General features: G+C 32.9%; 15 protein-coding genes. 4 read left to right on the forward strand and 11 right to left on the reverse strand.

Annotation, left to right across the window (positions count from 1 at the left end):
• Positions 1-24: 24 nt before the first annotated feature.
• From EF514_RS00460 to EF514_RS00490, 7 genes are all read right to left on the reverse strand, one after another.
• Positions 25-291, reverse strand: coding sequence for a hypothetical protein (locus EF514_RS00460; protein WP_127722714.1), 267 nt, complete (start codon positions 289-291; stop codon positions 25-27).
• A 10-nt stretch (positions 292-301) separates the two neighbouring features.
• On the reverse strand, positions 302-1,507 hold the full coding sequence (locus tag EF514_RS00465) for a pyridoxal phosphate-dependent aminotransferase (RefSeq protein WP_338067633.1): 1,206 nt from the start codon (positions 1,505-1,507) through the stop codon (positions 302-304).
• A 12-nt stretch (positions 1,508-1,519) separates the two neighbouring features.
• Complete coding sequence (locus EF514_RS00470; RefSeq protein ID WP_127722716.1) at positions 1,520-2,494, reverse strand: ATP-binding protein; 975 nt, start codon at positions 2,492-2,494, stop codon at positions 1,520-1,522.
• Positions 2,495-2,518: 24 nt separating this feature from the next.
• Positions 2,519-3,541 carry a DnaD domain protein gene (locus tag EF514_RS00475; RefSeq protein ID WP_127722718.1) on the reverse strand — a complete coding sequence of 341 codons (1,023 nt, stop codon included), beginning with the start codon at positions 3,539-3,541 and terminating at the stop codon, positions 2,519-2,521.
• The gene (locus EF514_RS00480; protein WP_127722720.1) at positions 3,526-4,134 is read right to left on the reverse strand and encodes a GNAT family N-acetyltransferase; all 609 of its coding nucleotides are present in this window, start codon (positions 4,132-4,134) and stop codon (positions 3,526-3,528) included. Before EF514_RS00480 ends, EF514_RS00475 begins: the two co-directional genes overlap by 16 nt.
• 127 nt (positions 4,135-4,261) lie before the next feature.
• On the reverse strand, positions 4,262-5,641 hold the full coding sequence (locus EF514_RS00485) for an MATE family efflux transporter (RefSeq protein ID WP_127722722.1): 1,380 nt from the start codon (positions 5,639-5,641) through the stop codon (positions 4,262-4,264).
• Positions 5,638-6,258, reverse strand: a complete 621-nt coding sequence (locus EF514_RS00490; RefSeq protein WP_127722724.1) for an NAD(P)H-hydrate epimerase — start codon at positions 6,256-6,258, stop codon at positions 5,638-5,640. The genes EF514_RS00485 and EF514_RS00490 overlap by 4 nt, the downstream gene beginning before the upstream one ends.
• 189 nt (positions 6,259-6,447) lie before the next feature.
• On the opposite strand from EF514_RS00490, the gene EF514_RS00495 reads away from it, so the two are divergent.
• Positions 6,448-7,512, forward strand: a complete 1,065-nt coding sequence (locus EF514_RS00495; RefSeq protein WP_127722726.1) for a DUF3048 domain-containing protein — start codon at positions 6,448-6,450, stop codon at positions 7,510-7,512.
• A gap of 105 nt (positions 7,513-7,617) precedes the next feature.
• Here EF514_RS00495 and brnQ read toward each other — a convergent pair whose 3' ends face one another.
• The 3 genes from brnQ to proC all read right to left on the reverse strand — a co-directional run bounded on the left by brnQ (position 7,618) and on the right by proC (position 10,426).
• A complete protein-coding gene (brnQ, locus tag EF514_RS00500; RefSeq protein ID WP_127722727.1) occupies positions 7,618-8,958 on the reverse strand; it encodes a branched-chain amino acid transport system II carrier protein in 1,341 nt (446 codons plus the stop codon).
• An 83-nt stretch (positions 8,959-9,041) separates the two neighbouring features.
• Complete coding sequence (locus EF514_RS00505; RefSeq protein ID WP_127722729.1) at positions 9,042-9,626, reverse strand: DJ-1 family glyoxalase III; 585 nt, start codon at positions 9,624-9,626, stop codon at positions 9,042-9,044.
• A 17-nt stretch (positions 9,627-9,643) separates the two neighbouring features.
• The gene (gene proC / locus EF514_RS00510) at positions 9,644-10,426 is read right to left on the reverse strand and encodes a pyrroline-5-carboxylate reductase (protein ID WP_127722731.1); all 783 of its coding nucleotides are present in this window, start codon (positions 10,424-10,426) and stop codon (positions 9,644-9,646) included.
• Positions 10,427-10,514: 88 nt separating this feature from the next.
• Between proC and EF514_RS00515 the strand changes: the two genes are divergently transcribed.
• Positions 10,515-11,078, forward strand: a complete 564-nt coding sequence (locus EF514_RS00515) for a chromate transporter (protein WP_127722733.1) — start codon at positions 10,515-10,517, stop codon at positions 11,076-11,078.
• Complete coding sequence (locus EF514_RS00520; protein WP_127722735.1) at positions 11,071-11,634, forward strand: chromate transporter; 564 nt, start codon at positions 11,071-11,073, stop codon at positions 11,632-11,634. The genes EF514_RS00515 and EF514_RS00520 overlap by 8 nt, the downstream gene beginning before the upstream one ends.
• 16 nt (positions 11,635-11,650) lie before the next feature.
• Here the strand turns inward: EF514_RS00520 and EF514_RS00525 are convergent, their stop codons facing one another.
• Complete coding sequence (locus EF514_RS00525; protein WP_205666343.1) at positions 11,651-12,388, reverse strand: YoaK family protein; 738 nt, start codon at positions 12,386-12,388, stop codon at positions 11,651-11,653.
• 120 nt (positions 12,389-12,508) lie between these two features.
• Here EF514_RS00525 and EF514_RS00530 point away from each other — a divergent pair, with 120 nt between their 5' ends.
• Entirely contained in the window at positions 12,509-13,354 is an 846-nt protein-coding gene (locus EF514_RS00530) for a DUF975 family protein (RefSeq protein WP_127722737.1), read from the forward strand.
• The last annotated feature ends 13 nt before the right edge of the window (positions 13,355-13,367 follow it).

Below are 13,367 nucleotides of genomic sequence, written 5' to 3' on the forward strand. Positions count from 1 at the left end.
AAAGGACTTGGAATAAACCAAGTCCTATACTAATCCTCTATATTTAAATATTCCAAAGAGTACCAGCAGCAAAGCGTAAATGGCAAGTAGTCCCTTTACCAATCTCTTATCCTCTTTTGCTACAAATAACAGCCCCACAACCATTACAAGGAACATTACCACATATTCGGCATAGCGAATATATTCATTAAAACTTCCCGTTTTCCATTGCAGTTCCCTATATATAAACTGTAAAGCTATTAATATTACTGCAAGAGCTACGAATATTTTCTGCAAAGTCTCTTTTTTCAAAATCACACCTCTACTGATTTGTTAACTTTCTATATTCCTTTAAAGCTATTCCTAAAATCTCAATAGCTCTCTTTAAATCCTTTTGATTAATTACATATGCAAGTCTTACTTTACTCTTTCCTTCATTGGAATCATGATAAAAACCGTCTGCCGGAGCAATCATTATAGTCTCTCCATCTACGTCAAATTCAGTAAGCAACCACATTGCAAAATCATCGGCATCTTTTATTGGAAGATCGGGCATAATGTAGAAAGCCCCCTCAGGCTTGTAAACTTTTACTCCCTCTATTTTCTTTAATTCCTCGTAAATTAAATTTCTGCGTTTTTCATACTCTTCATTTACTTCTTTAAAGTAACTTTCATCTACATTATAAAGAGCTGTTGCTCCTATTTGATCAATAGTTGAAACTGCAAGTCTTCCAGTGGCAAGTTTTATTACCTCTGTCATCAATTCCTGATTTTTGCAGATTAATGAACCTATTCTTGCTCCACATGCTCCAAATCGCTTAGATATGGAATCTAAAATTATCAGCCTATCTTCAATTCCCTCTATTGAAGCAAAGGACATAAATGTCTTACCGTCAAAGATAAATTCACTATAAACCTCATCTGCAATTATAAAAAGGTCCTTTTCCTTTGCAACTCTTACAATTCTTCTAAGTTCCTCTTCAGTATAGACAGTTCCTGTCGGATTGGAAGGGTTGGATATTAAAATAGCTGCCGTATCTTCAGTTACTGCATTTTTAATAGTCTCATAGTCCGGTAGTCTATAGCCGTCCTCCACCTTTGTATCAAAGGTAACAGGATTTAAGCCACACTGTCTAAATATTGTATAGTAATTTGAGTAAAAAGGATTTGAAGTTAGGATTTTTTGTCCCAGTTCAGATACTGCAATTAAAGCGAAAACCAAAGCTTCACTTGCTCCCGTTGTAATAATTATATCTTTATTTGGATCAAAGTCCGCTCCTCTTGCCTTATAATACTCACAGGTCTTTTCCATTAATGATTTTAATCCCTTTGATGGAGCATAATCTAAAGTTTTCAAATTAGTGTTTTTTATTGCATCAAAAAATTCATCAGGTGTCTTAGTATCTGGGGCGCCTATATTTAAGTGGTATACTTTTTTACCATCGGCTTTTGCTTTATCTGCAAAGGGTGTTAACTTTCTTATTGCTGAATAGGGTACTTCTTTTATTCTCTGTGATATATTCATCATATCATTCACCTCTTATGAATTAATTTTTAATCTTAAATCTTCTCCAAAAAATTTAATTGGTTCAAATTTTTGGAATACTCGTGAAAAAACTCTATCAGTGTACTTTGCCGTCAATTCATCAGGCGATAAATTGGTGGAAATTAAAGTCTTACTTCCTCTAAGAATTCTCGTGTTGACTATATTAAAAATCTCAGATGCAGTAAAAGAATTTGTAAATTCAATTCCCAAATCATCGATTATTAATAACTCACAATCAAATAACAAGTTATATTTCACTGAGTTTATTTCATTTCTTCTAAACTTTCTATCTTCTATTAAATCAAGCATATTAAAGGCCGTTTGATATACTACAGCCACATTTTCATCTATCAGTTCCTTGGCTATACAATTTAACATAAAGGTCTTTCCCTGACCTGTCGGCCCGTAAAACAAAAGATTCATATCATTTTTGTCCTTAAAGGTATTTATAAATCTTCTGGATAATTTAAGAACCATTTCCATATTTTCTCTGGGAGAAATACCTTCATTTTTATAGGGCTCCCTTGAAAAAATTCCCAAGTCAAAGGTATTGAAATTTTCCTTATCCAAGGTATAGCTCATATTACTTATATAATAAAGCTCTCTGGCAATTTTTGCCTGCATACAATGGCACCTGCTGCCATCTTCTAAAAAACCTGTATCCTTACAGTCATAACAACTGTAGGAATCATCTAAATAATCTCTTGAATAATCATTTTCCAATAAGAGTCTTTCCTTTTCGCCCCGAAGGGCGTAAATGTCCTCGTTTATTTTTCTAAGTTCGTCTAGAGAAGGACTCTTTACCTGACTTCTTAAAGATTGAAAACCAAGGGAGGAAATACACTCGTCAATTTTTTTAATCTGAGGAATTTCCGCATAAATTTCACGTTTTCTATCCTCTAAATCCCTTTTGTTCTTATCTCTTTGAAGTTCATATTCTCTTTCAATTTTTCTAAATACATCCTTCATCAGTATCATCCTAAACACAGTTTATTAAACATCATCATTTTTCAAGTCTTCAAAAAGGGCTTCTCTTTTCTTTTTGGCTAATTCCTCTAAGTACCCTTCTGGATATTCATCACTTAACTGTTTAAAATTGTGAAACTTAGTTTTTACCACTTTCTGCTTACGTTTATCCAAGACTTCTATATCATCAACGGTTGTAATACCCTTTTCTTTCCAATTCATTAAAATACGATTTACATAGCCCAAGTTGGGATTATTCGTATTTATACACTTATCGCTGGCTGCCATTACTAAATCATAATCCATATTGTGCTCGTCAAACCAACTGTTTACAAGTTCAAAATCTCTGGCATTGTATGCCTTATTTGAGATTCCAATTCTCTCTTTCACCTTTAAAAATCTATAATATTTCTCATCATATTCCAAGTAGCTGTTTTGAATATCTTCCATTGTCCTAATATTATTTTCAGACCAATTCCTTATAACACCTTCAATATAGGGCAATTTATAGATTTTCTTAACTTCAGTGGCATACCAGAAGGCCTCTTCTATTAATTCCACAGGCATATTGTAAAAATCTCTCCATGAAGCTATTTCCTGTTTCTTAGCTACGGAAATCTGTCCTCTTAAGTAATATTCCGCCTTTGACAGCAAATCGGCTATCTTCGGATCATCTAAAATAGAATTCTGATCCACTCTCTCCTCTATTTTAGGAGCTGAATATATATTTTGAATATAGAGTTCTTTTAAGTTTAAAAAAATTATATTGAAATCATCTTCATCTTCTCCATCGTACTCCTTGGTAACAATTCCCGCTTTTTCCCAGTAGTCCCAAGCTCTTAGTACGTCAGATTCAATAAGTCCCAGTAGATCTGCTATTAAATTGTTGTCAAATTTCCTAAGTCCTCCCGATTCCCTTGCAAGTTTATATCCCATTAAATAAACTTTCACAAAGTTTCCGTCGGCTCCTGGCATATAGTCATTTATAAAAATATTTTCAATAGGTGTATCACCTAAATCCATACTTAATTTCTTTAACTTGAAATACATTTTACCACCTCATTAAAAGCATTTCTATATAGAACCATCTTATCTGTATAATAAAATTTTACACCTAAAAAATCTCTAAAACAATTCTTTAAATTTTCATCTTCATTAAAATCAACATCTCCGTTTTCATAAAGGCGCATAAAGGACCCTGTTTTTTCAAAACCCATTTTTTTATATAATAAAATAGCTCGTTTATTGTATCTTGCAACTTCTAAATACAACTTTTCAAAGTTGCACTCGTAAAAATAATATTTTAACATTCTAAACAGAGCTTCTTTTCCAAATCCTTTTTCAATTTTGCCAGGTTCTATTACAATGCCAAGCACTGCCCTTTTCTTTCTTTCATTAATGCTTTTAAAGCTGAGGTAACCTATGGGAGTATCCTTTAAAAAAATAGTAAAGTACTTACTTCTAAAACTTCCCGTCTTCCATAAAAACCAATCTTTTATTTCCTTTTCAGTACTTTCGTCAAAATTATAATCCGCATACAATGAGCTTTTATGTTTCTCCCAATCTTTAAATTTAAAGACATCTTGAAGTTTCATTTCCTCAAATCTAAGATTTTCACTGTAAATAACCTTAACACTTCCCAATAGTACTCCATCCCAGTCTAATTTTTATCTATTCTTTCAATTTTCAAAACAATTGTAGCCATTTTTAATTGTTAGGTTTTATAATATAATAAACCTTGGAATTTTTCAAGATAAATTAAAGAAGAAACTACACTTTGGCAGTTTCTTCTATTGTAGGTCTCCATTTTCCGAAATAATAATAAAGAGCCATTAATATACATGTCACTGTCCAGGAAATCGGATAGGATAAATAAATTATTTCAATCCTGTTCCAGGCCACTAGGGCAGTATAAATCCAAATTATTCTAAGTCCGCACATGGATATTATGGATATTACCATTGGAGGTACGGCTTTTCCCGAAGCCCTTATAAATCCTCCATAGATTTCGCTCATTCCAAAAATAAAATATCCTCCTGCCAAGTAGTAAATACACTTGGCTCCATAGTCTATTACATCTGGGGCACTGTTAAATATTCCTATTAACTGTCTTGCAAATATTACTGCTATTGTGGAAAGTATAATTGCAGAGCCTATTACAAGAGCCATTGAAACTTTCATTCCCGACTTTATTCGCTCATATTTTTTGGCTCCGAAATTCTGTCCTGCAAAAGTAGTTGCCGCAAGGGCTATTGCCTGCAATGCCATAAATATAAAGCCGTCTATTCGACCTTCAGCCGCAAGCCCCGCTATGGCATCGGAACCAAAGCCGTTTATCTTTGTTTGAATAAGTACATTGGAAAGAGAAATTACCGAACCCTGTATTCCCGAAGGAATTCCAATACTAAAAATTTCCCTCATACTGTCCTTATAAAATTTAACTTCCTTTAATTTCAATCTAAATATATTTTCCGATTTCATAAGACTGTAGGTAACTAAAATCGCCGTTACCATTTGAGATGCAAAAGTAGCCCAACCGGCTCCTCTTACAGACATATTTAAATTCTTAACAAAAATTAAATCCAGTACTATATTAGTCACAGCACCTACACACAGAAAGTTAAAAGGCCTTTTGGAATCTCCCACAGACCTTAGTATACTTGCTCCCATATTGTAAATTAACAGTGGAATTACTCCTATAAAAAATATTCTCATATAGGATATGGAATCTTCCATTATCTCAGCAGGTGTATTTAACATTCTAAGCAGCATAGGAGATATTAAATATCCCAAAAATGATAGAAGTATTCCACCTACTATGGATATTGCATAGGCTGTATGGATGGCATTGTTTAACTTTTTTCTGTCTCCCGAGCCGAACTTTTGAGATACTACAACTGCCGCTCCCGTAGTCAAGCCCACAAATAAACCTATTAACAGGTTTGAGATAGGACCTGTTGCTCCTACGGCCGCCATTGGATTTTTACCTGCAAATTTACCTACTATCATTAAATCCGCAGTATTATAAAGCTGCTGTAGAAAGTTGGATAACAAAAGAGGAATTGCAAAGTAAATAATTCCCCTTGCAATTGAACCCTCTGTTAAATTTATATTTCGTTTTTCATTTAATTTCAATTTTTTTCTTCTCATAATCCCGGAACACCTAAATAAATGGTGGTCACCTTTCCGCAAAGTTCATTGTCCACCATTCCCTTTTTTATTTCATAAACCGTCATAGTTTCATTGGCTATTACTGATGTATTTAATACCTCTCCTGTATTTGCCTCCACTCCCGAAGGTATATCTATGGAGATAATATAATTTGAATGTCTGTTGATTTCCTCTATTACTTTTTCAAAAATTCCCCTTACATCTCTACAAAGACCTATTCCAAAAATACAATCAACTGTAACTTCATTTACTTCCAGAGAATCTACTAACTTTACCAAATCCTCTTCCTCATTTAATTTATAGATATTATTTGTAAAAGTCCTTAATATTTCCAGATTTTCAATTAATTCTTCACTTTGGGGTTCTCCCATAATGAAAATATCCACATCTCTTTTGTCTATTAAAAGGTGTCTTGCCAAAGCAACTCCATCTCCACCGTTATTTCCATTTCCGCAAACTATGGTATAGGAATCATACTTATTTATCTCATTAAAAATACCCAAGGCAACGTTCTCCATAAGTAAAATCGGTCTGATCTTATGTATTTCCGTTGCCCTTCTATCAATTTCAAACATTTCTTCTCTTAATAAACTCATGGCTCTCCTCAAATTACTTATTATATTTTGATTATATCATAATTTTCCACACTTTATAGGGCACCTACAATTTTTTTCTGCAATTATTCTTATAATTAGGCTATTGATTTTTATCCTCTTAATTACTAAACTATAACTTGGGTTTAGTTTTACTAATCCTTAATTTAAAATACTTTTTGGAGCGATAAAATGAAAAAAAAGATTTTTATAATAACCTTACTTACGCTTTTACTTTGTAGTTGTGCAGGACCTAAAGATCCTGAGACACCAGAAAAAGAAGTGGAAAAAATTTCCTACTATGCGCCTCTAAGCGGAGAGGAGACAGCTGAAGATATATCGGGTAAGCCTGTTTTTGCAGTAATGCTTGACAACCATCCCGACGCAAGACCTCAATCAGGTTTAAATGATGCCGAGGTAGTATATGAATTTAAAGCTGAGGGAGAATTTACAAGGTACCTGGCATTGTATATGAAAAATGAAGTTGATGTACTGGGACCTGTTAGATCTGCAAGACCTTACTTTGTAGATACTGCAGCAGAATATGAGGCTATCTATGCCCATTGGGGAGGTTCCGAAGCGGGGTATTTTCAAATTTCAACTTTAGGAGTTAAAAATTTAGATGGAATTGCCCTTGAGGGTATTACTTATTACAGAAATAAGGAAGTAAATAAAAGAAGACCTCACGATGGTTACACAAGCTATGAATCAATGTATGAAAAGGCAGAGGAATTAAATTACTTAGAAGACCTTCAACCTGTCACTTCTTTTAAATTTGACTACAGTGAAGATTTAAATGCTATTAAAGAGCAAATGGGCGATGTTGAAGCTACTAAAGTATCCTTGGACTTCTTTAAACACTATAACACCACCTTTGAATACACTCCCGATTCAAATTCCTACCTTGTTTTTAGAAATGGGGAAGAAGTAGTTGATGAAAGAGATTCTTCAAATGTAGTGGCTAAAAATATAATAGTACAGTTTGCAAAATCCTACGTCTCAGGTCCAAATGGTACTCTCACCGTTGAACACCTTGGAGAAGGCGAGGGTAAGTTAATTACCAATGGAAAAATAATAGATATAACTTGGGAAAAAGACTCCGATAATTCCAGAACTATATTTAAAACACTTTCAGGCGAAGAAATAATTTTAATGCCAGGAGAAACTTTTATAGAAGTTTTAGATCTAACAGATAATGTGGAAATAGAACCAGTAGTTGAAAGTGAAGAAGTTAAAGAATCTGAAAACAATAAATAAAATGTAAAAAAGACTTTCTTGAAAAGTCTTTTTTACTTGGAAGTTTTTAATATAGAAGAATTTCAACTATTTCATATTAAGTTATATCTTCTATTTATGTTTTATTTATGTTTTATTTACTTTTAACTTACTTATAAAAACACCTACTATAAATCCTATAACTGCAGCTAAAATCCATCCAAAACCAAATTCAGCCAGCGGCATCACGTTATCATAAATTTCCGTTACCGACAAAACAATATTGGATTTTGAAATTATTTCAGGCGTTGATTTTAAAGCATCTACAAAACTTATTACACCTGTAAAAAGCATAGTAACTCTCCAAACAGTTAAATCCTCATTAAATACTTTGGAAATAAATACAAGAGCTATTAAAACTATTGCCAAAGGATATAAAAATACCAGAACAGGTAGGGAGAGATCTAAAATTAAATTCAAACCCACATTTGAAACTAAAAAGCTAAAACCGGTAATAATACATATAAATTGAAAATAGCTTAATTTCGGATACATTTTAGTAAAGGTTTCAGAACATGCGGTAATTAATCCCACTGCCGTTTTTAAACAAGCCACTGTTACGATTATGGCAAGTAATATTTGACCCGGCACTCCAAAATAATAATGGGCAATTTGATTTAAGGCAACTCCTCCATTTTCCGCAAGCGATACTTTACCCAAACTGGAAGCACCCATAAATATAAGTGAACCATAGATTAAAGACATTAAAATCAAAGTTACAATACCTGACTTTAAAGTATACTTTGCAATTTCAGAAGGGTCTTCTATTCCCAAGTTTTTAATTGAACTTATTACAATTACGGAAAAAGCAAGAGATGCAAGGGCATCCATAGTATTATAACCGCCTATAAATCCCTGACCGAAAGAATTACTTAAATAATTCGGTTGAATAGATTGTTCAAAGGCATTTCCCATAGGCGAAATAAATGCCATTATTATTAAAACGGACAAAAGCACTAAAAATATTGGATTTAATACCTTTCCCACCCAAACCATAATCTTTGTAGGTTTTCTAGCAAATAAAAATGCCACTATAAAATAGATAATTGTAAATATCAGTAATACCATACTGTTTTTTTCAGGGCTTACAAAAGATCTAAGACCCACTTCAAAGGCCACTGTTGCCGTTCTTGGCAATGCAAAAAAGGGACCTATGGTCAAATATAATGCCACTGTGAAAAATAAGCCGAACTTTTTATTAATCTTTCCTGATAAACTTTGAACTCCATCGGAATCAGATATTCCCATGGCAACAGTTCCCAGTATGGGAAGTCCCACAGCCGCCATTAAAAAACCCACCATGGCAATTAAAAACTTTGCACCCGCTTCTTGTCCTAAGTAGACCGGAAATATCAGGTTTCCTGCACCAAAAAACAATCCAAACAACATTGAACCTATTATTAAATAATCCTTTGACTTTTTATTCATGGTTCCTCCTGAAATAATAATAAAAGTATTTAGTTTTTCTAAATACTTTTATTTTATCAGATTATTCTTTTACCAAAAAGAGTTTATTTAATTTTATTTTCCTTTATGAAATTAACTAAATTCCCAAATAAAACTCCATCTTTAACCTGCTGTGACGCTTTTTCATCCTTTAAAATTCCAATCATTTCAAAGGCCAAAACCTGTGCAAAGGACGGCCCCATTGAAGTTATTACATTTTCATCAATTACTACCGGCTCATCAACTCTGCCCTTGGTCTTTAAGTTAACTTCATATCCCGGGTAGCAAGTAAATTTCCCCTCTTTTAAAAGCCCTGCCGTATCAAAAACTATTGGACCTGCACATATGGCAGCCACAGGTTTTTCTTCACTTTCATAAACCTTTACAAGTTCCACAACTCTATTTTCTGCTGCTAAATTAGTGGCTCCCGGAAGTCCTCCCGGAATATAAACTGCTCTATACTCGTCAAAATTTATTTCGTCAATTACTTTATCGGCAATAACTGTAATATTGTGAGCGCCCTTTACATTTCTATCACCGCTAATACTTACCAATTCAACTTCAAGTTCAGCTCTTCTCAAATAATCACAAACTGTTAAAGCTTCAATTTCCTCAAAACCATCTGCTAAAAATATAAGTAGGTCCTTCATTAATAATCCCCCTTCAATTACATGTTCTTTGACTTTTCCACCGCCGCATTTATAGCCTCAATTATTCCCCCTCTAAATGCCCTTTCCTCTAAAACTTTTAAACCCTCTATAGTTGTACCTCCCGGTGAAGTTACCATATCTTTTAACTCTCCAGGATGTTTTTCTGTCTCTAAGACCATTTTTGCTGAACCCATAACACTTTGTGCTATAAATTCATAGGCATCTCTTCTATTTAATCCATTTAATACAGCGCCATCGGCAGCCGCCTCTATAAACATATAGACATATGCAGGAAGAGAACCGCAAGCCGCAGAAAAAGCATTAAAGGAATCCTCGCTTATAATAGCTGCTCTTCCTATTAAATTAAAAATATTTTTAACTTCATCTCTTTCATCCTCTGATAAAAGTTCATTTGGACAGATGCCTGACATACCTTCATAGACCATTGCAGGTGTATTTGGCATTACCATTGCAATTTTTCGACTTGGTAGAAGTTTTTCCAGTTTTTCCAAAGTAAATCCGGCTGCTATTGAAATCAATATTTTATCTTCGCTGAAAACTTCCCTAACTTCATCTATTACATCTGCGTACACCTTTGGCTTCACTGCTAAAATTATATATTTTGAATCTTTTACAACATCTCTATTATCTTTTTTTATTTCAACATTTTTAAATTTCTCATATTCACTTAGTTTTTCCGGACTTTTATTAGAAATTATAAGTTCTCTACCGTTTTTTATAAGTCCGTGAGCTATTGCTCCTCCCATGTTTCCAATTCCAATTATCCCTATTTTATCCATAGTGACCTCCTATTATTTATTATTGCACAAATTCCATTAATTTTCTACCTCTCTCCCCTTTTATGCTATAATTAAAAGGGTGATTGCAATGAAAAGAATATCTTTATCAAAATTATTTTTTACTTTTTTTAAAATTAATGCTTTGACTTTTGGAGGAGGTTACACCATCGTTCCAATAGTAAAAGATGTCTTTGTAAATGATTTAAACTTAATAGACAATAATGAAATGACTGACTTAATAGCTCTTGCTCAAAGCGGACCTGGAGCTATGGCCATATCAACTTCAATATTAACGGGATACAAACTCAGAGGTCCCATAGGAGCTATAGTGTGTTTAATAGCTTCCACTTTGCCCTGTCTATTAATTTTATCTCTGGTTTCCGTTTTCTATACTCAATTTAAAACGAATTTTTTTATTAAATCCGCCCTTGATGGAATTAGCGGTATTATTTGCGCAGTTCTTTTAATTACCGTTTTTAATATGGGAAAGGCTGCCTATAAAAGCTATCCGGTTTTTTCATCTGTATTAATGGTACTGACATTTATACTTGGTTTCTTTATGAAAATAAGTACAGCTCCTCTCCTTTTATTTTCAGCTCTAATGGGAGTAAGCGTATTTTTTATACTGGATAGGAGGGATAAAATTGAATAATCTATTTGTTCAGCTTTATTTAACATTTCTGCAAATCGGAGTACTTGCCTTTGGAGGTGGTTATGCCACCATCCCCCTAATAGAAAAATTTATAGTCCATGGAAATAATTGGCTTAGTATGTCTGAATTTTTAGATTTAATTTCTATTTCTCAAATGACTCCCGGACCTATAGCTATTAACTCAGCAACATTTGTAGGTCAAAGGGTGGGAGGATTTTTAGGTTCAGTAGTTGCTACGGCAGGATTTGTAACTCCTCAATTTATTATAATGATGATTTTCGGATATTTTTTATTTACTAAAAATAAAAAATTTAAAATTTTAAATTGGATTTTAAACGGAATTAAAGCTGGGATTGTATCACTTATATTAATTTCCGCAATTAATTTAATAGAGACCAGTATTTTCCCCGAAGGATTTGCCAGTGCCAACATAGTTGTAATAGTCACTTTTATTTTAGGATTTATACTCTATATAAAGAAAGTGGACCTATTTAAATTAATAGGCCTTGGGGCAGTTCTTGGAATTCTTTTAAATTTTATTATGACACTAATTTAAAAAAAATTAGTGTTTTTTAATGCCCTCCGGGAACTATGTCAAAATCATCTTTTTCGGTTTTTAAATCCACAATCAACAGTCGAATAAAAACTATTGTCAGAGGAATTAAGGTTATAAATATGGATCTACCCAAGTACTTAGCTGAAAGAATTGTTCCGAAAATTCCCCCCACTATAAAAGCAAAAAGCATTTTAAAATGAACAAGTGAAACTTTAAAATATCTTTTGTCTTTATATCTTACAAAGTGTACTATGTTGTTTCCAAGCTGACGAATGTGATTTGTACAAAAAGTAGTTGCCATGGGAATCTCCTGAGCTCGTCTAAAGGTATTTAACCTCATTGATGAAATAAAATTAATTGTAACCTGAGCAATTTCATAGGGTGCACTTTCAGGTAAAAGACCTAGAAAAATCACTGCCCCTATCTCTATAAAAATTAAAAGCGTCTCCCAATGGATTAGCTTTAATTTTCGCATAGGCTCATAAACATATTCTGAAATTATAGCTCCTAAAAGGTACGCACTCATTGGAATTAACAAATAAGCCGCCCTACTCCAATCTCCGCTTCCTATTGCCATGGAAAATAAAACTAAATTTGCTGTTTGAGCATTGGAGAAAACGCCACCTCTTATACAATAAGTATAGGCTCCATAAAATCCGCTTACACACATAAGAACTATAAAAACCCAAAGTTTTTCAACTTCTAAGTATTTTTTACTTATTTTCTTTTTCGGCATTTCTAATTTATCAACCATTTTAAGACACTTTCCCTTTTTATTTTATTATATTTCTACCTAAATCTTTTGTAAATATTCTCTTTGAAATTGTGTGCTTATTATGCTCTGTGTTATAATTTTTAACATGGAGGTAGGTCTATGTGGACTAGAAAACAATTAAAAGACAAGGCCAAAGCACTACTTAAAAAATATTTTTGGAATGCTGTTATAGTGTGTTTATTATTTACGATTATAGGTAATTTAATCTCCACTGAGAGTATTTTTACAAATAATTTAAATGAGAATAATATAGTTATTACTAATGAAAAAGAGCAATATATCCACCCTTATGAGCATGATAAGGTTTTAAAAATAAATATGTTTAATGGTGTTTTTGATATTCGTACTTTTTCCAATAGAATTTTTCCTGAGGGTACTGCTGAAAATAATCTTCTTAGAGGAATTATTAAAATACCGGTGACTACCAGTACTTTAATAATTATTTCAATTTTTATAATTTTCTTGGGAGTGTTTATTTTTAATCCTTTAAAAATAGGACTTGCCAGATTTTTTCTTAAATCCTATGAAGGTGATTCCCGGATTGGTTACCTGTTCAGTGCCTTTACAGATGGGACCTGGTTTAAAATGTCAATTAAACTCTTTATAAGAGATATTTACATTTTATTGTGGTTTTTACTTCTCTTTATTCCGGGAATTGTAAAGAGCTATCAATACTTCTATGTGGAATATATCCTGGCTGAAAACCCCGAACTTTCCATCTCTGAAGCCCTTGAAATCAGTAAAAAAATGACCGATGGAGAGAAATTTGATATTTTTGTACTGGAACTTTCCTTTATTGGATGGATTTTTTTAGCTAATTTATTATTTAATATTGGATATATATTGTTAAATCCATATATGTACGCAACCTATGCGGATTTATACTTAACTAAAAAGTACAGATCTGAATTTTATTATGAAGAAAACGAAGCAAGCTTTAACTAAAAATTTGTAAATA

The sequence above is a fragment of the Anaerosphaera multitolerans genome (genome assembly GCF_004006535.1).
Classification (GTDB): domain Bacteria; phylum Bacillota; class Clostridia; order Tissierellales; family Peptoniphilaceae; genus Anaerosphaera; species Anaerosphaera multitolerans.

Bases quoted from the DNA above. Each gene is read 5' to 3' on its own strand.
- EF514_RS00465 (WP_338067633.1), bottom strand. From the start codon at position 1,507: ATGATGAATATATCACAGAGAATAAAAGAAGTACCCTATTCAGCAATA.
- EF514_RS00470 (WP_127722716.1), bottom strand. From the start codon at position 2,494: ATGAAGGATGTATTTAGAAAAATTGAAAGAGAATATGAACTTCAAAGA.
- EF514_RS00475 (WP_127722718.1), bottom strand. From the start codon at position 3,541: ATGTATTTCAAGTTAAAGAAATTAAGTATGGATTTAGGTGATACACCT.
- EF514_RS00485 (WP_127722722.1), bottom strand. From the start codon at position 5,641: ATGAGAAGAAAAAAATTGAAATTAAATGAAAAACGAAATATAAATTTA.
- EF514_RS00490 (WP_127722724.1), bottom strand. From the start codon at position 6,258: ATGAGTTTATTAAGAGAAGAAATGTTTGAAATTGATAGAAGGGCAACG.
- EF514_RS00495 (WP_127722726.1), top strand. From the start codon at position 6,448: ATGAAAAAAAAGATTTTTATAATAACCTTACTTACGCTTTTACTTTGT.
- brnQ (WP_127722727.1), bottom strand. From the start codon at position 8,958: ATGAATAAAAAGTCAAAGGATTATTTAATAATAGGTTCAATGTTGTTT.
- EF514_RS00505 (WP_127722729.1), bottom strand. From the start codon at position 9,626: ATGAAGGACCTACTTATATTTTTAGCAGATGGTTTTGAGGAAATTGAA.
- proC (WP_127722731.1), bottom strand. From the start codon at position 10,426: ATGGATAAAATAGGGATAATTGGAATTGGAAACATGGGAGGAGCAATA.
- EF514_RS00515 (WP_127722733.1), top strand. From the start codon at position 10,515: ATGAAAAGAATATCTTTATCAAAATTATTTTTTACTTTTTTTAAAATT.
- EF514_RS00525 (WP_205666343.1), bottom strand. From the start codon at position 12,388: ATGGTTGATAAATTAGAAATGCCGAAAAAGAAAATAAGTAAAAAATAC.
- EF514_RS00530 (WP_127722737.1), top strand. From the start codon at position 12,509: ATGTGGACTAGAAAACAATTAAAAGACAAGGCCAAAGCACTACTTAAA.